Genomic DNA, 18,777 nt, shown 5'->3' with positions numbered 1-18,777 from the left:
CCGCCGCACGGCGGTCCGGGTGGTGAAGGTGTGCTGAAGGTGCCCGGTGAAGGCGTGCCTGGTGGGGCAGGCGTGCCTGGTGGGTCAGACCCAGCCCGGGTCCTGCGGGCCCGACGTTCCGGTTCCGGCGACCGCGGCCCGGTCGGCGTCACCCGGAACGACGGAAAAGGCGATCAACGCGGCGGCGGCGATCATGCACGCTGCGAAATACTTGCCTGAACGCGTGACGTACTTCATTTCGTGTCCCCCCTGGACGGTCAGTGGTCAGCCGTTCGCGTGCCGCTGTCCACATGAAGAGACTGCCCTGAGAAGGACATTGCCGGAAGGAGTGACAGGGGTCATGATCATGCAGTGCAGAAAGTCGAAGGGGGCGGCAGATGTGCAGCAAAACGGATATAAGCGAAGACGGCGCACATGTAGAGATCTGCGCTGAGGGGATGGCGGTCTACCGGACCGCCCTCGTGGCGGGCAGGATCGCACGGGCAAAGGCCCCCGCGTGCCTGCCGGACCTCGGACTGCTGGTGCCCGCGGTGGACGATCCCGAAGCCATGGTGCCCGTACCGCCGGCGGTCGCCGAAGCGACGCTGGTGCGCCCCTTGGAGCGGCGCGTCAACGAACAGCAGCGGACGGTGGCCACACTCCGCGCGTCCATGTCCCAGGTGGAGAGCCTCTACCGGGGCCTGCGGGAGGGGAGCCACGCCGTTCAGCGGCTCACCGGAGCGGCGATGATCGCCGCGGCGGTGGAGGCGGAGGCGCAGTCCGCCACGCGCGAGACGCTCACCGCGCATCCCGGTGGGGGCCGTCCGGAAGAAGTCCTCGCCAAGTCCTTGTCGTACACGCTGGAGGCGAAGAAGCGCGGCGTCAGGCAGCGGACGCTGTACCAGCACACGGTACGGACGCACGGCCCGACGCTCGACTACATCAAGGCCGCCACCGGCGCCGGGGCCGAAGTGCGCACCGTCGACGAGGTCTTCGACCGGCTGCTCATCTGGGACCGCTCGGTCGCCTTCATCCCCGACAAGGAGAAGGAGCATCACAACCACGCCCTGAGAGTCACCGACCCGGGCATCGTGCACTTCCTCGTCTCCGTCTTCGAGCACGCCTGGGACCGTGCGGAACCGGTCGTCTACGAGCCCGACCAGCAGCGCCCCAAGATCCTCACCGACGAGACGCGCCGGCGGGTGCTGCGGATGATGGTCGACGGCTACACCGACGCCGCCATCGCGGCCCGGCTCGGAATGAGCGTCCGCACCGTGGCGACCCACCTGAAGAAGGTCTCGGACGCGCTGGGCAGCAAGAGCCGGGCGCAGCTCGCGTATCTGACCGCCCAGAGCGGTCTGCTGGACGGGTCCCCGGGCCCGGACTGCCACTGCGGCACCGGTCGGCACGACTCCCCGCACGACTGATCACGGCGGACACGCGGGGCACGCCGGCCCAGGGCCCGTCGGTGGCCGTCCCGCGGGCGGGACTCAGGGCCGCAGGGATCCGCGGCGCGCACCGTCCGTCCGGGCGCCGGTCATGACCGCCCCGTCGGTCCTCGCTCCGATGAGTACGGCGGAGGACAGGTCCGCGTCCGTGAGGTCCGCGTCCGTGAGATCGGCCGCCAGGAACTTGGCCCTGCGCAGCGACGCGCCGCGCAGGGTGGTGCGGACCAGACGGGCGCGCGACAGCACGGCGTCGTCGGCGCGGACACCACCGAGGTCCGCACCCGTGAGGTCGCAGAGGCCGGCGTTCACCCCGGTCAGCGTCGCGCCCGTGAGGTCCGCGCCGGACAGGTCCGCGCCGGTCAGTGACGCGTCGGAGAGGTCGCAGCCGCTCAGCGAGCACTCCCGCAGGTCCGCGTAGGCGAGGTAGACGCCCTTCAGGTCCTTGCCCGTGAGGTCGGTACCCGCGAGCGGGATGCCCCCGAGGTCGTTGTCGGTGCCCCACGGCTGCGACCACTCACGCAGCAGGCCGCGCCAGTCGCCGCCGCCCAGCAGCGCTTCCCTGAGAGCGGCGAGGACATCGGCGTTCTCCGGCCGGGTCCACCGGTCGCGCAGTTCGGTCTCGTGCCCGGTGTCGTCCGGTGGTGTGCTCATGGCCTGGCGCTCCCGGGGGCGGCTCGGTCACCGTTGGATCTGGTGGAGGAACCCCTTCACACGGTCCAGGTGGTAGACGGTCTCGTCGTGCTTCTTGAGGAGGACTTCCAGGCCCCGTTCGGTCATACCGTCAGGCAGCCGTTCCATCTCCTTCCACAGTATCCGACGGACGTTCTCCAGCCCTTGTTGTGCTTGCGTCAGGTCCTTGACGTGGTCGTAGGGCGTCCCGTCCGGTCTGCGTGCCACCACCTCGCCCGCCGCCTCCCGTCGGGCCGCCGAGTAATGGTTGTGGTTCGGCTCCGAGTTGATACGGCCGATCGGGTCGGCCTTGATGTTCTCGAGCTTGTTGATGGCGTTCATCGCCTCGTCGCTGAGCCCCAGACCCCGGTAGGGCGAAAGGCCCATCGGATCGGACCAGGTGAACGGGTTGTGGACGTAGGCGGCCGGATTGGGTGCCGGGGACAGGCCGAGCGGGTCGGGTGTGAGGTAGCGGGCCGTCTCCGGGTCGTACTGCCGGAAGTAGTTCTGGTGGAGGCCGGTCTCCGGGTCGTAGTACTGGCCGGGGAAGCGCAGCGGGGTGTAGGCGGTGGCGGACCTGGTCCAGGTCGTGGTGCCCCAGAGCGTGGCGCGGGTGTGCCAGGCCACGTCGCCCGATTCGTCGACGAGTTCGGTGGGCGTGCCGACGATGTCCGTGACGATGGCGAAGAAGCGTTCGTCGACGGCCTGTTGGGGCGCGGCCGCGCCGAGCACGCGCTCGGTCTGGGCGAGCGGCCGGGCTCCGTGGTGCTCCCAGGTCAGGACGACGGGGCGCGGCAGCTCGGGGGCGGTGGTGGTCTGTTCGCACAGCGACGTGCCGTCCCAGGTGAACAGCACCTCCTCGACCACGCTCTCGCCGTCGTCGGCCAGGCGCTGCTTCGCGGTGCGGCGGCCCAGCGGGTCGTAGCGGTAGCGCCAGCGCGTCCCGTCGGGCGTGGTGACGGCCGTGAGGCGGTCCTCCGCGTCCCAGGAGTAGTGCCAGGTGTCGGGCTTGCGGGACAGCCGCGTCTTCCTGCGCAGGGTGATGCGGCCGGCGCCGTCGTGTTCGTAACGCACCGACCCGGCACGGGTGATGGTGGTGCCGGTGTAGTCGCGTGAACCGATCGCCTCCTGGCCCGGGTGGCCGGCGGGCCAGGTGGCGGAGGTCTGGTTCCCGGCCGCGTCGTAGGCATACGTCTCCGACCAGCCGGCGGCCGTCACCGCCGTGACCCGGCCGGCCGGGTCGAGGTCGAAGCGGAAGGAGCCCCGGAGGGTGTCGTCGAGTGCGGTGAGGTGCCCGTCGGCGCGGTAGGTGTAGGCCCGGCGGTTGATGGTGCGGGCGCCGGTGGTGAGGTGCTGGCCGGCCAGACGGCCGGTCTCGTCCCAGATCGACGCCAGGGTGAGGGAGTCGCCGAAGACGCGCCGCAGCTCGCGTCCCGCCGCGTCGTGGGTGAAGGAGACGCGGTGCGTGCCGCTGGTGAGGTGCGTGGGCCGGCCGGCGGCGTCGTAGCCGTACGTGGTGACACGGCCGGTGGGCGTGATGCGGCGGACCCGGCGGCCCACGGCATCGTAGGTGTAGGTGATGGGGCGGCCGTCGACCAGCTCGGCCTTCAGGTCGCCCCGGCGGTCGTACTGCTGGATCAGCTCGCTGTCCGGGCCGGTGGCCCGGACCATCCGCCCGGCGGGGTCGTAGGCGTAGGTGGTGACGGCGCCCGCCGCGTCCTTCCTGACGACCCGGTCGAGCTGGTCGCGCTCGTAGGAGACCGTCTGGCCGAGCGGGTTCGTACGGGCCGCGACCTGGCCGACGGCGTCGATCGCGTAGCTGACCGTCCGCCCGTCGAAGTCGGTCTCCGAGACCATCCGGCCGGCCGCGTCGTAGCTGTAGGACCAGGTCAGTCCTTGCGGGTCGGTGACCTTGGCGAGCCGCAGCGAGGCGTCGTGCTCGAATTCGTGGCGCACGCCGTCGGGGCCGGTGCGGGCGGCCGGCAGGTCGAAGTGGGTGTACTCGAAGCGGGTGGTCCGCCCGGTCGCGTCGGTGTGGCCGGTGCAGTTCCCCTCCCCGTCGTACGTCCATGACTCGCTGCTGCCGTCCGGGCGGGTGCGCCGGGCCAGTTCGCCGTCGGCGGTCCACTCGAGGGTGGTGACCGCGCCGAGGGGGTCGGTGATGCGGACGAGCCGGCCGAAGGCGTCGCGTTCGCACCGTGTGGTGCCGCCGAGCGGGTCGGTGACCTCCAGCGGCATGCCGACCGCGTCGCAGCGGAAGGTGGTGACGGCGCCGAGCGCGTCGGTGGAGGACACGAGATGCCCTCGGGAGTCGTACGCGTAGCTGGTGGTGCGGCCGGAGGGGTCCGTGACGCGGACGCGGTTGCCCCGGTCGTCGAACTCCTGGTGCCAGCTCGTCCCGTCGGCCTCGGTGAACTCGACCGGCAGGCCCCGTTCGTCGCGGACGGTGCTGATCCTGGTGCCGTCGGGGCGCACGACGGCGAGGAGCCTGCCCGCCTCGTCGTACGTGTAGGACGTCGTCCGGCCGAGGGCGTCGGTGCGGGTCAGCCGGTTCCCGCGCGCGTCATGGGTGTAGCGGGTGGTGTGACCGAGCGGATCGGTGGTGGCCACGACCCGGCAGGCGCTGTCGATCAGGTGGCGGGTGGTGCGGCCGTCGGCGGTGGTCAGCTCGGTCACCCGGTGTCCGGTGGCCGGGTCGGGAAGGCCGTAGGACAGGGTGAGCTGTACGTGGCCGGCCTGACCGCCCTCGCCGATCACGCGGTCCTGGTCGTCGTAGGCGTAGTCGTACCGGCTGCCGTTGGAGTCGATCCAGGCGATCACCCGCCGGCGCTCGTCGTACTCGAACGTGAGCGTGGCACCCGAGGGTCTGGTGACGGCGGTGAGGTTGCCGTCCGTGTAGCCGTAGCCGGCGACCGGCTGCTCCGTGCCGTCGGGCAGCGCCAGGGACAGGCCGGTCACCCGGCCGTCCGCCGTGGCCACCGAGAGCCGGCTGCCCGCGGAGTGGACGAGCGCCAGCGGCGTGCCGGTCTCGTCGCGGTCGACGGTGACGCTGTGGCCGTTGCGGTCGCTGATCCGCTCGAGCCAGGCGTCCCCGTCGTCACCCGGTTCGGCTCCGGACGGTGCGGTGAAGTGGCGGGTCAGGCCGCTCTCCGGGTCGGTGACGGTGTAGTCGCCGCTCTCCTCGCGGGTGAGCGGACGGCACCCGGTACCGGACTCGGGAAGCGTGGGGACCCCGGGCACCGGGTGGGGGTAGGTGAGCAGGAGACCGTCGTCGGTGACGTGGACGACGCCCTTGGCGTCGATCTCCAGGCGTTCGTCGACGGTGGAGGACCAGGACGGCCCGAAGAAGCGCCCGACGGTGTAACCGGACTCGACGCGGCGGGTGAAGGCGAGCGGCAGCGTGCCGGGGACGACGGCGTCGGTCTGCGGCAGGAACATCCGGCCGGAGGCGAGGTCGACGGGGTCGGTCTCGTCGATCAGACGCTGTCCGTCGGGCCGGTTATGGGTCCCGTTCGGTACGTCGTCGATCAGCCTGCGGGCACGGTTGGCGTCACTGGCCAGGTCCGCCGCCTCCGCGGCGACCCGTACCCCCTTGACGCCGGCCCCGGCGCCACCGGTGGCCGCGGTGAGCAGCAGGTCGGGGACGAGCCGGCCGAAGCCCTCCGCCGGATCCTTCATGAAGTTGTCGAGCATCTGCTTGCCCGCGCCCCACGGGTCGTTGGCCACCAGCACCAGCCCGGAGGCCAGGTTGTTCAGGTTGGTGAGGTACTCGGCCGGGTGCGTGATGTTGTACGGGTCGGTGGGGTTGATACCGCGTACGAAGGTGACCAGGCCGGCCGTCCCCTTGACGATGCCCGCGCCGAAGTGGTTCTGCATCACCTGCAGTTCCTCCAGGCCGTCCATGGCCTGTTCGGAGTACGACGGCTTGGGGGGTGCCGCGTCCCTGGCCGCCTGCACGGCGGTGCGCGCGGTGTCCGCCGCGGCGTTCCGCTGTTTGCGGGCCTCGGCCAGGATCTCCTGGGCCTCCTCCATCTGCGCCTTGCCCGGATCGCTGAACGCACCCGGTTTCGGCGGCAGGGAGGAAGGGTCCCGCTGGTCCTCGGGCTGGGCGTTGTAGCGGTCGGCCGCGCTGTTGTACGCGTCGACCTTCTTGTTGTGCGCGTCCAGCGCGTCCGACGACGCCTTGGTGCCGGCCTTCCACTTGTCGATGGCGGTCTGCGCCTGCCGCTGCGCCCACTCGACCGTCAGGGCGAAACTCGCCAGCGCGTCGGCCGCCTTGCCGAAGGCGTCCGCTCCCTTGAACCACTTCGGCGGCTCGATGGACACCGTCTCGCGGAACGCGTCCGCCGCCTCACCCTTGATCGCGGAGGAGTCCAGGCCCTTCAGCCCCTCGCCCACCAGGTCGAACGACTTCTGGAGATCCCGCAGGTGCGAGGCGGTCGTGCGCAGTTTGTCGGGGCTGCCGTAGATGAGCTTGGTCTTGTCCTCGGTCTGCCCGAGGTCCATCTCGTCGACCTCTGCGCCCATCCGGTTGGCCAGCGAACGGGACTGCTCGCGCACCCAGTCCGCGCCCGACTCCCAGCCCACGTCCTCGAGCCGGTCGGCGGTCCAGTCACCGGCGTCCTCGACGCGGTCGCCGAGCCACTCGGTACCGTCCTCGACCGCGTCCTCGACGACGTCCGGAGTGATGTCGCTGACGAAATCCCCGATGCCCACGGCTCAGTTCCCCCCGGTACCCGGCTGTTGCTGCGCGGCCCGCTCCTCGGGCGACGGACCGAACGTGTCGTCCACCGCCCGGTCGAACGCCTCCTGGTCCACTCCCAGCATCTCGTTCAGGATCTGCGACTGGCGCCCGCCGTTGCCCTCCGTCAACACCGCCCGCCCGGTGTCCTTCCAGGTCTGCGCGGCGTCCTCGCCCGCACGCTGGAAGGATTCCTGGCTCCAGTCGGGGTTCAGGTAGTCGGGTGTGAGCACATCGCCCCAGTTCTGCTTGACGATGTCCTCCTCTGAGGCGTGCGGATTGCCGACGGCGGCGTTCACCGCGATCTTGAAGGTGCCCTGGAGGTACTGGTCCTCCTCCCAGACCATCCCGGCGGCGAGTCCGAGCGTCGCGGCGATGGTGTTGGCGTCCTGGATCAACGCCCGCACGCCCCATTCCCAGCGCTCGCAGTAGTCCTCGAAGTCCACCGACAGACCGTGGTGCCCGGCCTCCATGCCGGTCATCGCCAGGTCCGAGAAACCCTTTCCGAGGACGGCCCCGGTCCCGGTGCCGACCTCCCGCAGCTCGGCGATCGCCGACCGCAGGCCCTCGGTGATCTGCCGGACGCTCTCCGGACCGACCCGCAGGTCCTCCGCCCCGCCGCCCATCAGGCGGCCCCTTCCGCGGCCGGCGCGTCGACCGCGACGGCGTCGGGCACGATGCCCACCGCCGGCGGGAAGAGCATCGCCCCGTCCGGGTCGGCGACGTCGACGGCCACCCCGGCCGGCACGCCCATGGCCGGAACGATCTCGTCGAGCAGCCGTGCCCCGCGCATCTCGGCGAACTCCCAGGACCGGCCCGTCTCCTGGCCGTCCCCCGCGTCACGGGCGCGCGCGAACCGGGCGAGCGACTCCTCACTGGTGAAGGCGCAGATCCAGCGCACCCCGCCGAGCCCCGCCGTCCACAGGCCGCCCGCGTCGACAGGGACGAGAACCAGGGCGCGCCGCAACTCGCCCACCATGGCCATCGGATCGCCGGAGCCGTCCCGCCGCTCGGCGATCCGCTCCGCGAGTGCCGTGCCGTCGCCCATCCGAAACTCCTTCCAGCCGCCAGGTGTCTTCCCGTCCCGGGTACGCAGGACACCACGCAGTCCTGAGGCCGGGCGGTTCCCCGGGGGCGCGAAGGCACCGGGCCCGGGCGAGGGCGCCCGAGCCCGTCCCCTGGTCAGCGCAGGAGGTGGAGCGGTACCGCCGCGGCCATCGCCTCGGCCCCGGCGTCGCCCGGGTGCAGATGGTCGCCGCTGTCGTAACGGGGGAGGAGGCGCTGCGGATCGGCCGGGTCGCGCAGCGCCCGGTCGAAGTCGACGACCCCGTCGTACTCACCGCTGGTGCGGATCCAGTGGTTGACGGCCCGGCGGGCGGCCTCGTTCTCGGGGCTGTAGAAGCCGAAGGTGTCGTTCTTGAACGGAAGGATCGTGCCTCCGTGGACCTTCAGGCCGCGTTCGTGCGCACGGGAAATGATCTGGCGGTGCCCGTCGATGATGTCCGCGGCGGAGACCTTCTCCGACGCGGGCGCGACCGTGCCGGGGTGGCCGAGGTCGTTCACGCCGAGGAGCACGATGACGTGCCTGGCCCCGGGCTGCGCGGCGACGTCGCGGTCGAAGCGCCGCAGCGCGCTCTGCCCGAAGTACGCCGCGAAGTTCTCCGCGTCGGACCCTGCGGGCGGGTTCGGGTCGTGCAGGAGACGGTTGCCGCTGATGCCCTGGTTGAGCACGCCGACGGTGTACGGGCCGGGGGCCGCCGCCAAGCGCCGGGCCAGGAAGTCGGGCCAGCGGTGGTTGGCGTTCACGTCGGTGTCGGAGCCGTCGGTGATGGAGTCGCCGAACGCGACGACGGCCGAGGAGCGACCCGGCCGGCCGCCGCTCACACTCGCACCGGTCAGGAAGTACCAGCGGTCGACAGTGGCGGTGGCGTCGATGTCGGTCCGCCCGGTGACGTTGCCGGAGGCCACGTAGTTGTGCTGGAAGGCGAACGCGTGGACGGTCGAACCCGGGGTCCGCTCCGGCAGGTGGATGCTCACCACGAGATCGGATCCCGCGGGCACACGCAGCGGGACGGGGTCGCTGACCGCCGGCGCGCCGGCGGGGATCGTCACGGACGTCCGGCCGCCGAAGGTGACCGGACGGTCGGTGCGCGGGTCGATCCGGGAGGCCGGTCCGTCGCCGGCCCGGAGGGCGACCCGTGCCTCGCCGATCACCAGCGGCCCGTCGCCGAACTCGTTGGACAACCGGATGCGGACCCGGTCGCCGCCGATGCTCGTGCGGACGGTCTGCCGGATCGTCCGGTTCTCGAACACGGTGGTGTCCGAGGCCGGCACCGCTGTGGGTGTCGTCGACCAGGTGCCCGTCCAGGCCCCGTCTGGGGCATGCCCGTCCGGTGCCGCAGGCGCGCCGGACGGGGCGGAGGTGGCTGATGCGCCCGCCACGGCGGAGGTGGCAGGGGCCATGGCCAGGAGCGGGGCGCCGGCGAGCAGGCCCGCCAGGTGACGGCCGGCTCTTCGTGCGCGGCCCCGGGCGGGGGACCACGTCGGTTGCGCTGTCATTCGGTGCCTCCAGGAGCGTCGTCGGAGCGGGTCAGCCGCGGCGGGCGGGCTTGTCGAAACGCCAGCCGTCGGCCCTGAGCGCGGGGATGATCCGGTCGACGGCTGCCACGCTCTGGCTGCGGTCACCGCCTCCGTCGTGCAGCAGCACGACCGCCCCCGGCGTGACGCCCTCCTGTATCCGGCGGACCAACTCGTCGGTGCCCGGCGGTTCCCAGTCGCCGACCGCCAGCCGCCATCCCAGCGGCTGCATGCCGAGCGCGGCCGCCACCTCCGGGCTCTTGCCCCAACTTCCGTAGGGTGCGCGGAAGTAGGGGATGCGTACGCCGGGGACCGCACGGCGGATCTCGGCGTTGGTGCGCTCGAGGTCCGCGCGGATCTCCTCCGGCGACCGGCCGGCCAGGTCGTCGTGGTGCATGGAGTGGTTGCACAGGGTGTGGCCGTCGGCGACGATCGCGCGCACGAGGTCCGGATGCTCCCGGACGTGGTCGCCCCAGAGGCAGAACACCGCCTTGACGTGGTGCCGGCGCAGCACCTGGAGAAGGCGGGGCGTGTCGTCCGGATCGGGGCCGTCGTCGAAGGTGAGCGCCACGCTCCTTCCGCCGTGCCGGGTGGAGTCCACGATCCCGGCGTCGGCCCGCGTCGCGTGGGCGGGCGCCGTCGCGGTCAGGGCGCCCAGGCACACTCCGCCCGCGAGCAGCAGGGGCACCAGCCGGGGACGGTGCGGGAGGCGCGTCCGTGGTGGGACGGAGCTTGGGGCGGGGTTCGCTGGAACGGTCAAGATGGTCCCTCTCTTGGTGCCGGATGTCCATGCGCGTGGCGCTGCCCGGAGTCCGTACGCCGGGCGGCGCCTCGTGTCCGTACGCCGGGCGGGTCCGGGGTCCGCGCGTCGGGGGGCCTGGAAGGCACGGCGGCCCGGCAGTCCGGCGGGGAGAACGTAGGGAGCCCGCCGAGAGGGCGTCAAGAGCGGCCAGTTGACCTGCGCTGAGCACATACGCGCAGGCGGGAAGGGGTATGTGGGGCCGCCGAAGGCCGCCGGCGACCCGCAGGACGCCCGAGAAACGGACGGCTGTCGGTCCGGAGCGTCCGTTGTCCCGACACACGTCTGATGACCTGGGCGAACGTGCGTGACACGGTCTCAGCACGAACCCACGGAGTCGCCAAGCCGTCGAGTCGCAGAGTCGCGGAGCAGCGGAGTCGCGGAGCCGTCGACCGCGCATGCGCCGAGGCGTTGCCGAGGACGACCGGAGGAGGGACATGCTCTCGCGCCACCGTTTCGATCCCGAGCTGGCCGCGGCGCTGCCGATGATGCCCGAGGTCGACATCACCGACATCGGCCGCGCCCGTGCCGCCCAGGCCGAGCAGTTGGCGGTGGCGGTCGCGGCGACGGACACGAAAGGGGTGGAGGTCGGCGAGGTGCTCGCCCCCGCAGCGGACGGCGCGCCCGCGGTGAGGCTGCGGACCTACCGGCCGCAGGAGCCGGAAGCCGGGCCGCTGCCCGCCGTCTACAGCATCCACGGCGGTGGCTTCGTCCTCGGATCCCCGGACGTCGACCACGACTGGAACCTGCTGCTGTGCCGTGAGCTCGAGGCCCTGGTGGTCTCCGTCGACTACCGCCTCGCCCCCGAGCACCCGTTCCCCGCGCCGCTGGACGACTGCTACGCCGGCCTGCGCTGGCTGGCCGGGAACGCCGGCCGGCTCGGCGTCCGTCCCGACCGGATCGCCCTCTGGGGCGACAGCGCCGGAGCGGGTCTGGCCGCCGCGCTGACGCTGCTCGTCCGCGACCGCGGCGGGCCCGCACCCTGCTTCCAGCACCTGTGCAGCCCCGCGCTGGACGACCGGCTGGAGACCGCCAGCGCCCTGACGTTCACCGACACGCCCGTGTGGAACCGGCGCAGCGCCGCCCTCAGCTGGGAGGCCTACCTCGGGCCCGGCCTGCGCGGGAGCACCGGGGTCTCCCCGTACGCGGCCCCCGCCCGAGCCACTCCCTCGGCTCTCTCCGGGCTGCCGCCCGCGTACGTCTCCGTGATGGAGTTCGACCCCCTGCGCGACGAGGGCGTCGCCTACGCGCGTGCCCTGGCGGCCGCGGGGGTGCCCACGGAGCTGCGCCTGATTCCGAGTACGTTCCACGGCGCGTGGGCCGTGGAGCACGCAGGTGTCATTCAGGGCGCGACCGCCGAGGCGGTCGCCGTGCTGCGGCGGGCCCTGGGCCGGTGAGCCGGTGACCGCTCATCAGCCGTCGAAGCCCTCGCCGCCGTCCGCCAGCCGCAGGGCGTACAGCGCCAGTTGTGCGTGGAACCGGTCCTGCGGGTCGCGCAGCCGCCACCCGAGTTCCTTCTCGACGTGGGCGAGGCGCGCGGCCACCGAGCTGTGGTGCAGGTGGAGTTCGCCGGCCGCCTGCCGCAGCGAGCCCGTGCGGCAGAACGCGGCCAGGGCCGCGAGGAGTTCACCGCCGTGTCCGGACCGCTCACCACGTTCGCCGCGTTCCCCTCGCGCCAGCCTCTCCAGCCGCCGTACGTCCTCCTGGGCGCGCAGCCGCTCCACCGGGATGTCCGCCAGCAGTGCGACGGGGCCGAGTTCGTCGTGGTCCACCACCGCCTCGCGCGGGCTGCCCGGCACGGCGAAGCGCAGCGCGGAACGCGCTTGTGCCCAGGAGGTACGCGCGTCCAGCGGATCGGCGCCGCCGCCGACACCGACCCGGATCCCCTGCGCGGTTCCATGGGCCGTGCCGCGCTCACGGACGCGTTCGTGCAGGGCCGACCGCAGCTCGCAGGCCGTCGAGGCGGGCCCGTCCGGGGGATTGACGCCGACGGCGCCGCCGCCCTGGGAGCCGCCCGCGGCGTCGCCCGCACGGCCGGCGCCTTCCGGGCGCTGCACCAGCACCGCCCCCAGCGGCCCCGCCCGCGCCACCCTGACCGTGCCCCGCAGGCCGCCGCGCCCGAGCAGCGCCACGGCCTCCATCCCCACGTCCGTCCCCGCCCGCCCGGCCACGGCGATCACCCGCAGCGGCGCCTCGGGCGCGAGGCCCAGCAGACGCAGCGCCCGGACTCGGTCCGGTGCGTCCTCCCGGCCGGAGAGCACCAGCTCGACCAGCGCCGGATCGGCCGCCTGGGGCACCCGGGACTGCCAGGGCCGGCCCGCCAGCACCCGGGCGGTGATGGCCATCCATTCGAGGACCAGTTCGTCGAACGGGCCCGGCGCACCGGGCCGTTCCAGCCAGACCCCGCCGGCCGGCTCCAGCCCCACCCGTCCGGAGACGTGCTCGGGCACGCCCCGGAGGGCGACGCCGTCAGGTCCGGACCGTGCCGAGCGGCCGTCGGGCAGTTCGAGTCCGGCCGGGCATCCGGCGAGCCCGGCGGTGGACCGGGCCAGGGACGCCGGGTCGAGTCCACCGCCGAGCAGCGCCTCGAAGTGCGCGATCACGCGTACGGCGGTGGCGGCGTCCGCGTCGAGCGCGGACAGCCGCAGCAGCAGTCCCTTCACGGCAGGCAGTCTAGGAAGGACAGGTACATGACCGACAGATCCCTGCACGTGCCGACCACGGCCGGGCGGCCGTCGAGAGCACTGCTCACAGTGCTTCTGGCCGCTGTCTTACCGCTGTTGTCGGCGCTCCTCGTAGCCGTCGCCGCGCCCCCGGCGTCCGCCGCCTCGCTGACGGAGGTGACGGCCTTCGGCAACAACCCGAGCAATCTGAGGATGCATCTGTATGTGCCCGACAGCGTCCGGGAGCGGCCGGCCGTGCTGGTGGCCGTGCACTACTGCACCGGGTCCGGGCCGGCCTTCCACTCGGGCACGGAGTTCGCGTCGCTGGCCGACCGGTACGGCTTCATCGTCGTCTACCCGTCGGCGACCAGGAGCGGCAACTGCTTCGACGTCTCCTCGCCGCAGGCGCTGCGGCGCGACGGCGGCAGCGACCCGGTGGGCATCAGGTCCATGGTCGCCCACATCCAGCAGCGGTACGGCGCCGATCCCGGCCGGATCTTCGTGACCGGCGCTTCGTCCGGCGCCATGATGACCAACGTCCTGCTGGGCAACTACCCCGACGTGTTCCGGGCGGGCGCGGCCTTCATGGGCGTACCGCACTCGTGCTTCGCCACCACCGACGGCTCCGGCTGGAACAGCGCCTGCGCGAACGGAGCCGTCGACCGGACGCCGCAGGAGTGGGGCGCCCTGGTCCGTGTGGCGTACCCCGGTCACACCGGTCCGCGGCCGAGGATGCAGATCTGGCACGGCACCGAGGACAGCACCCTGCGCTATCCGAACTTCGCCGAGCAGATCGACCAGTGGACCGACGTCCACGGTGTGAGCCGGACACCCGCGTACACCGACCGTCCGCAGTCGGACCGGACCCGCACCCGCTACGGCGCCACCGGCAGCCAGGCGCCCGTGGAGGCCATCAGCGTCCAGGGCGCGGGCCACACCCTGCCGACCGGCGGCATGGCGGCCGGCGCCGTCACGTTCTTCGGCCTGGACGGCACCACTCCGCCGCCGGACCCCGGTCCCGGCCCCGACCCCGCCCCGGGAACGTGCCGGGTCGACTGGACCACCAGTGCGTGGAACACGGGGCTGACGGCGATCGTGACCCTCACCAACACGGGCACCGCACCGGTCAGCGGCTGGGCGCTGTCCTTCACCCTGCCCGCGGGCCAGACCATCACCTCCGGCTGGGGCGCGAGTTACAGCCCGAGCAGCGGCGCCGTGACCGCCAGGAACGTGGCGTACAACGGGACGCTCGCCGCCGGCGCGAGTACGCAGATCGGCCTCCAGGCGAGCCACACCGGGAACACCGCGAAGCCGGTTTCCTTCACGCTGAACGGAGCCGCCTGCTCCACCGGTTGACGCTCCCGGTCCCGGCTCCGCCCCGCGGAGCCCGGGCCGCGGGGGCCAGGGACGCGGGGGCCGGGACGCCACCGGACGCGTCGACCGGTGGTCCCGTGCGGGTCAGCGGCCGGCGGTCCAGCGCTGGTCGCTGTCCCCGTCGGCCGGATCGAAGTCGAGGGTGCCGCCGCCGGAGTCCCCGAGCGGTTCGAGCGCGAAGTCCGGCGCGATCCGGGGGCGGACGACTCCGGCGGAGTCGACGATGAACAGCAGGTTGAGACCGTTCCTGCCGTTGACGGAGGAGCAGGACCAGATGCCCACACCACGGTCCGTGGCACCACGCGAGTCCAGGCAGTAGTCCGGGTCGGCGCTGCTGCGCAGAAGGCCGATGGACTCCAGCTTCCACTGCTGGCTCGGTGTGCCGTCGCACGGGGCGGTGAGGACGTCGGTGCGGTCCTGCATGACACCGCCGTCGATGTCCAGGCAGAGCCCGGAGGCAGCGTTGACGACCTGGGTGTATCCGCTGCCGGCGGCGATGGGCACCGGCCGGGGCGGCGTGCTCTTCGAGGGGGCGGGCGGCGGGGGCTGGGGCGCCGGTGCCGCCGTCGTGGGTGCCGGGGTGGTGCGGCTCGGTGACGCCGAGGGCTTCTTCGACGGGGACGGTGACGGCGCGGCGGTCGCCGAGGGGGCGGCAGTGGGGAGGACGGCGGGCGGCCGTGCCTCCCAGCGCGAGGGTTCCTCCGCGCCGGCACGGTCGTGGTCCCCTCCGGGAGCCGGGTCCCCGGACCCGGTCGCCAGCAGGGTTCCGATGACGACGGCAGCCACCGCGACCGCGACGAGCACGGCGAGCCGGGACGGCCGCCGCACACCATGGCCGGCCGTCCCGCCGCCCCGCCTGCGACGGCCCGCGGCGGCGTGCGGAACGGGCAGCCCGGCCCTTCCGGTCTCCCACCGTTCGATCGTGGCGGGCCCGGCGGCGTGCCGGGCCCGTACGGGGCCACCGGCCGCGTAGGCCGCGCCGCCCCACCGGAGCAGGCCCTCGGCGAGCACGGCCCGCGGGCCGGCGGCCAGCCGGCTCAGCTCCCCGGTCAGCCGGGCGCAGCCGGGGCACTCGGCGAGATGAAGGGCCAGGTCGTTGCTGCGCCGCCCGTCCCCCGGCTGCGACGCCGCCTCGATGATGCGGCGGAAGCCCTGGCACTTCCTGCTGCCGCTGTCCTCCAGATACGCCTGGATGTAGGCGCGCCGCAGCGCGTCCAGTGCCTTGGCCCGCAGCTCGGGGACCATGGCCGGGCTCACTCCGACGAACGTGGCCACCGTGGCGTCCGGCTCGTCGTCGACCACCGCGTACCAGAGGATGCCCCTGGTCTGCTCGGGCAGCCGCTGGAAGCCGGTCAGCATGGGGGACGTCGCCCGGAGCCGGGGTCGTGGGGAGTCCGGCGGATACGGCGGCGCGACGTCGGTGTTGTCGTCGAGCCACGCGGCGAAGCCGGGCTCGAGCCGGGCGCGACGGCTGCCCGCCGCCCAGGTGAGCCCGATCCGCTGAAGCACCGTCAGCAGATGCCTGCCCCAGCATCCTTCTGGGCCGATGCCCCGGCATGCCTCCTGGGTGGCGAGGTCGAATGCCTGCACCGCCAGCTGGTTGCCGGCGAGGGTGTTGCGACCGCAGAGCATGGCGTAGCCGCGGAGGGCCGGCATGTGGCGGCGCCTGAGCTCCTGGACGGCGGGATAGGCGGACGGGGCACCGGCGCGGATGCGTTCGGTGAGTTCCCCGTCGGGCAGAGCGGTGCAGCCGGCATTGTCGGCCGCCGTCTCCGGAACGGCCTTCTGGAGCTTCGGCTTCGACACCCTCTTGACTCCTCGTTCAGTTACGACGCGGCACATCCGCCCGTCCGTGACCGGAGGGGCTCCCGTGTTACTGGCCGGAAACAGGACCCCATAGTGGAGCAGGGCCACCCGCCTGGAAAGTGTTCCCGCAGGTAACAACAGAGCCTGAACGGGCCTTTCTTCGTGCCTTTCTCCCGGGACCTCTCCGGCCCCTGTCACACGAGCGGAAAGAGCGGCCGACAGTCCGACGGACCTGCCCTCGCCACGAACGCGACCCCCGTCCGCGCCCCCGCGGCACACCCGTGGCGGCGATAGACCGGCCCGCGGCACGGGCAGGCATCAGCCCATGCCCATGTTGGTCGGAACCTCCGGATGGCAGTACAAGGACTGGCGCGGCATTCTTTATCCGCCCGGCCTCCCGCAGCGGCTGTGGCTCGAGGAGTACGCCGCGCGATTCGCCACCGTGGAGAACAACAACGCCTTCTACCGGCTCCCCACCACCGAGATCTTCACGTCGTGGCGCGAGCGGACACCGGACGGGTTCGTCATGGCGGTCAAGGCGAGTCGCTTCCTGACCCACCTGAAGCGGCTCCGGGAGCCCGCGGAGCCGGTGCACCGGCTGCTGGACCGGACAGCGGGCCTCGGCGACCGGATGGGTCCGGTGCTGCTGCAACTGCCGCCGAATTTCCAGGCGGACACCGACGCGCTGAACGCCTGTCTGAAGTGCTTCCCCCGCACCGTCCGCGTGGCCGTAGAACTCCGGCACGCCTCGTGGTGGGCGGCGGAGCCCCGGCTGCGTACGGTGCTGGAACGGCACGGCGCCGCCCTGTGCTGGGCGGACCGCGGATCCCGCCCCGTGACACCGCTGTGGCGGACGGCGTCATGGGGCTACGTACGCCTCCACGCCGGCCTCGCCCAGCCGCCGCCGCGCTACGGCCGCGCAGCGCTGAAGTCCTGGGCCGTCCGCATCACCGACGCCTGGTCCGACGAGGACGACGTGTACGTGTACTTCAACAACGATCCCGGCGGGGCCGCGGTCCTGGACGCGGCACAGTTCGCGCGGGCCGCCGGCGCGCTGGGCCGGACCGTGAGCCGCACGCCGGGAGATCCCTGACCCCGGCCGCACGAACGGGGCGAGCCGCCCCCGGACCACGGGCCGCCTGCGCCGTTCGGCCGCGCCCGGATGGCGGCGGGCCGAAGGACCGGCCGATCGTGGGCGACGACGGCAAGCGAGCGAGCATCGTGGGCGACGACGGCAGGCGGGCGAGCGGGGAGGCACACGAATGGCGGACGACCGCACGGCACGCCGCCCGGGGCGGGGACGGCTCAGGCTGGCCGCCCTCTTCGGCGGCGTCCTCATGACCGTGGCGTACTTCCTCCTCCCCCTGGAGGAGCTCGGCCCCGAGCGCCCCGCCGTCAGCTGGACCCTCTTCACCATGGCACTGGTATCGATCGCCCTGCTGCTTCTCTTCCAGGTCAGGGACGTGCTCACCGAGCGGCTCGGCACCCGCCCGGGCGTCGCCATCCCGCTGCTGATGTGCCTGTCCGTGCTCGTCTTCTCCGGCGCGTACCACACCCTCGCCAAGGAACCGGGCGAGTTCGCCGGCCTGAACACCCGCATGGACGCCCTGTACTTCACCGTCGTCACCCTCGCGACGGTCGGCTACGGCGACATCCACCCGCGCGGTCAGAGCGCCCGCCTGGTGACGGTCCTCCAGATCCTCTACACCTTCGTCTTCCTCACCGCCGCGGCCACCGCCCTCTCCCGCTGGCTCCACGCCCGGCTCACCGACCGCGCGCAGGAGGCCGGCGGGACCACCCGCTCGGGCACCGACCCGGACTGACCTGGCGCGTGCCACGAAAACCGGCCCACGAGTACGGCGGGACCCCGCGCAGGCGGCGGGACGTCAGGTCAGCGTGATGAACAGGCCCAGCGTCAGTACGGCGATCCCGCAGCCGTACAGCGCCGTCGTCACGTGGCGCGCCTCCGCGGACGGGTCGGCGCCGTCGGCGCGGGCGAGGCCGACGGCGGATCTGAGCAACAGGGCGAGAGCAGCCACGCAGAACGCGGCCATCAAGGTGTCCGTCACGCGGCGACGATCTCACGGACCGTCAGGTGCCGCATGCCGGGAGGGTCCGTCCTCGGGACCCCTGAGCTCGGCGAGGGTGTCCGTCAGCCACTTCGTCCAGAACGTCTCGAGTTCGATGCCGCCCCGCAGCACCACATGGCGCAGCCGGTCCTGCCTGGTCACCCGGCGCTCGGGCGGGAAGTCGCGCTGCTCGAACGCCAGGTAGTCGTCCAGCTGGGCCCGGTGGAGCTCCAGGTGGCGTACGAGCTCCGCCTCCATGTCCGCGCCGCCCACCACCGCGGCCGCGCGCAGCCGCAGCAGCAGTGGGTCACGGATCTGCCGGGGGTCCTCCGGGCGGGTCACCCAGGCCGTCAGTTCCTCCAGGCCGGCGGGCAGGACCTCGTACTCCTTCTTCTGCCCGCGGGCCGGCTGCTCGGTCGGCAGCTCCCGGATGTGTCCGGCCTGCTCGAGCTTGCCCAGCTCCCGGTAGATCTGCTGGTGGGTCGCCGACCAGAAGTAGCCGATCGACCGGTCGAACCGGCGGGTCAGCTCCAGGCCGGACGAGGGCTTCTCCAGCAGGGCGGTGAGGATGGCGTGCGGCAGGGACATGGCCGCATCGTAGGACTCGCCCCACCGCGGCCCGTCACACGCCCGGCCCCGCGCGGGGCCGGGC

16 protein-coding genes are annotated in these 18,777 nt (G+C 72.9%); 5 read left to right on the top strand and 11 right to left on the bottom strand.

Translation table 11 applies throughout. From position 1 onward, the window contains the following. Positions 1-84: 84 nt before the first annotated feature. The gene (locus ACWGH4_RS13280) at positions 85-237 is read right to left on the bottom strand and encodes a hypothetical protein (RefSeq protein WP_453459521.1); all 153 of its coding nucleotides are present in this window, start codon (positions 235-237) and stop codon (positions 85-87) included. A 200-nt stretch (positions 238-437) separates the two neighbouring features. Here ACWGH4_RS13280 and ACWGH4_RS13275 point away from each other — a divergent pair, with 200 nt between their 5' ends. Continuing rightward, a complete protein-coding gene (locus ACWGH4_RS13275; protein ID WP_453459518.1) occupies positions 438-1,406 on the top strand; it encodes a LuxR C-terminal-related transcriptional regulator in 969 nt (322 codons plus the stop codon). 63 nt (positions 1,407-1,469) lie between these two features. Here the strand turns inward: ACWGH4_RS13275 and ACWGH4_RS13270 are convergent, their stop codons facing one another. From ACWGH4_RS13270 to ACWGH4_RS13245, 6 genes are all read right to left on the bottom strand, one after another. Continuing rightward, positions 1,470-2,078: a pentapeptide repeat-containing protein gene (locus ACWGH4_RS13270; RefSeq protein WP_453459515.1), complete on the bottom strand. Its 609-nt coding sequence runs from the start codon at positions 2,076-2,078 to the stop codon at positions 1,470-1,472. Positions 2,079-2,105: 27 nt separating this feature from the next. Then, the gene (locus tag ACWGH4_RS13265; protein ID WP_453459513.1) at positions 2,106-6,812 is read right to left on the bottom strand and encodes a putative T7SS-secreted protein; all 4,707 of its coding nucleotides are present in this window, start codon (positions 6,810-6,812) and stop codon (positions 2,106-2,108) included. Positions 6,813-6,815: 3 nt separating this feature from the next. After that, the gene (locus tag ACWGH4_RS13260) at positions 6,816-7,466 is read right to left on the bottom strand and encodes a hypothetical protein (RefSeq protein WP_441263710.1); all 651 of its coding nucleotides are present in this window, start codon (positions 7,464-7,466) and stop codon (positions 6,816-6,818) included. Further along, positions 7,463-7,885: an SseB family protein gene (locus ACWGH4_RS13255; protein ID WP_453459509.1), complete on the bottom strand. Its 423-nt coding sequence runs from the start codon at positions 7,883-7,885 to the stop codon at positions 7,463-7,465. Before ACWGH4_RS13255 ends, ACWGH4_RS13260 begins: the two co-directional genes overlap by 4 nt. A 134-nt stretch (positions 7,886-8,019) precedes the next feature. Beyond that, positions 8,020-9,396, bottom strand: a complete 1,377-nt coding sequence (locus ACWGH4_RS13250) for an SGNH/GDSL hydrolase family protein (protein WP_453459507.1) — start codon at positions 9,394-9,396, stop codon at positions 8,020-8,022. Positions 9,397-9,427: 31 nt separating this feature from the next. Continuing rightward, on the bottom strand, positions 9,428-10,102 hold the full coding sequence (locus ACWGH4_RS13245; protein WP_453459504.1) for a polysaccharide deacetylase family protein: 675 nt from the start codon (positions 10,100-10,102) through the stop codon (positions 9,428-9,430). 548 nt (positions 10,103-10,650) lie between these two features. Between ACWGH4_RS13245 and ACWGH4_RS13240 the strand changes: the two genes are divergently transcribed. Continuing rightward, the gene (locus ACWGH4_RS13240; RefSeq protein WP_453459501.1) at positions 10,651-11,610 is read left to right on the top strand and encodes an alpha/beta hydrolase; all 960 of its coding nucleotides are present in this window, start codon (positions 10,651-10,653) and stop codon (positions 11,608-11,610) included. Positions 11,611-11,625: 15 nt separating this feature from the next. Here ACWGH4_RS13240 and ACWGH4_RS13235 read toward each other — a convergent pair whose 3' ends face one another. Continuing rightward, positions 11,626-12,876: a PucR family transcriptional regulator gene (locus ACWGH4_RS13235; protein WP_453459498.1), complete on the bottom strand. Its 1,251-nt coding sequence runs from the start codon at positions 12,874-12,876 to the stop codon at positions 11,626-11,628. A gap of 27 nt (positions 12,877-12,903) precedes the next feature. Between ACWGH4_RS13235 and ACWGH4_RS13230 the strand changes: the two genes are divergently transcribed. Then, entirely contained in the window at positions 12,904-14,232 is a 1,329-nt protein-coding gene (locus ACWGH4_RS13230) for an extracellular catalytic domain type 1 short-chain-length polyhydroxyalkanoate depolymerase (protein ID WP_453459495.1), read from the top strand. Between the two features lie 102 nt (positions 14,233-14,334). On the opposite strand, the gene ACWGH4_RS13225 is transcribed toward ACWGH4_RS13230, so the two are convergent. After that, on the bottom strand, positions 14,335-16,056 hold the full coding sequence (locus ACWGH4_RS13225) for a ricin-type beta-trefoil lectin domain protein (RefSeq protein WP_453459492.1): 1,722 nt from the start codon (positions 16,054-16,056) through the stop codon (positions 14,335-14,337). Positions 16,057-16,381: 325 nt separating this feature from the next. On the opposite strand from ACWGH4_RS13225, the gene ACWGH4_RS13220 reads away from it, so the two are divergent. Together ACWGH4_RS13220 and ACWGH4_RS13215 are read left to right on the top strand one after the other, a co-directional pair. Continuing rightward, the gene (locus tag ACWGH4_RS13220) at positions 16,382-17,149 is read left to right on the top strand and encodes a DUF72 domain-containing protein (RefSeq protein ID WP_453459489.1); all 768 of its coding nucleotides are present in this window, start codon (positions 16,382-16,384) and stop codon (positions 17,147-17,149) included. A 169-nt stretch (positions 17,150-17,318) separates the two neighbouring features. Further along, positions 17,319-17,879, top strand: coding sequence for a potassium channel family protein (locus ACWGH4_RS13215; protein ID WP_453459486.1), 561 nt, complete (start codon positions 17,319-17,321; stop codon positions 17,877-17,879). Between the two features lie 63 nt (positions 17,880-17,942). Here ACWGH4_RS13215 and ACWGH4_RS13210 read toward each other — a convergent pair whose 3' ends face one another. Further along, the gene (locus ACWGH4_RS13210; protein WP_441263433.1) at positions 17,943-18,125 is read right to left on the bottom strand and encodes a hypothetical protein; all 183 of its coding nucleotides are present in this window, start codon (positions 18,123-18,125) and stop codon (positions 17,943-17,945) included. A gap of 12 nt (positions 18,126-18,137) precedes the next feature. Then, on the bottom strand, positions 18,138-18,713 hold the full coding sequence (locus ACWGH4_RS13205; RefSeq protein ID WP_441263432.1) for a helix-turn-helix transcriptional regulator: 576 nt from the start codon (positions 18,711-18,713) through the stop codon (positions 18,138-18,140). Positions 18,714-18,777: the final 64 nt, after the last annotated feature.

It is taken from the genome of Streptomyces sp. NPDC054847 (assembly GCF_053610925.1).
The sequence above is the reverse complement of the archived record's forward strand: the minus strand, read 5'-3'. Positions and strand labels throughout refer to the sequence as shown.

Coding starts and splice junctions, on each gene's coding strand:
- ACWGH4_RS13280 (WP_453459521.1), bottom strand. CDS start 237: ATGAAGTACGTCACGCGTTCAGGCAAGTATTTCGCAGCGTGCATGATC.
- ACWGH4_RS13275 (WP_453459518.1), top strand. CDS start 438: ATGGCGGTCTACCGGACCGCCCTCGTGGCGGGCAGGATCGCACGGGCA.
- ACWGH4_RS13270 (WP_453459515.1), bottom strand. CDS start 2,078: ATGAGCACACCACCGGACGACACCGGGCACGAGACCGAACTGCGCGAC.
- ACWGH4_RS13255 (WP_453459509.1), bottom strand. CDS start 7,885: ATGGGCGACGGCACGGCACTCGCGGAGCGGATCGCCGAGCGGCGGGAC.
- ACWGH4_RS13250 (WP_453459507.1), bottom strand. CDS start 9,396: ATGACAGCGCAACCGACGTGGTCCCCCGCCCGGGGCCGCGCACGAAGA.
- ACWGH4_RS13240 (WP_453459501.1), top strand. CDS start 10,651: ATGCTCTCGCGCCACCGTTTCGATCCCGAGCTGGCCGCGGCGCTGCCG.
- ACWGH4_RS13230 (WP_453459495.1), top strand. CDS start 12,904: ATGACCGACAGATCCCTGCACGTGCCGACCACGGCCGGGCGGCCGTCG.
- ACWGH4_RS13220 (WP_453459489.1), top strand. CDS start 16,382: ATGCCCATGTTGGTCGGAACCTCCGGATGGCAGTACAAGGACTGGCGC.
- ACWGH4_RS13215 (WP_453459486.1), top strand. CDS start 17,319: ATGGCGGACGACCGCACGGCACGCCGCCCGGGGCGGGGACGGCTCAGG.
- ACWGH4_RS13205 (WP_441263432.1), bottom strand. CDS start 18,713: ATGTCCCTGCCGCACGCCATCCTCACCGCCCTGCTGGAGAAGCCCTCG.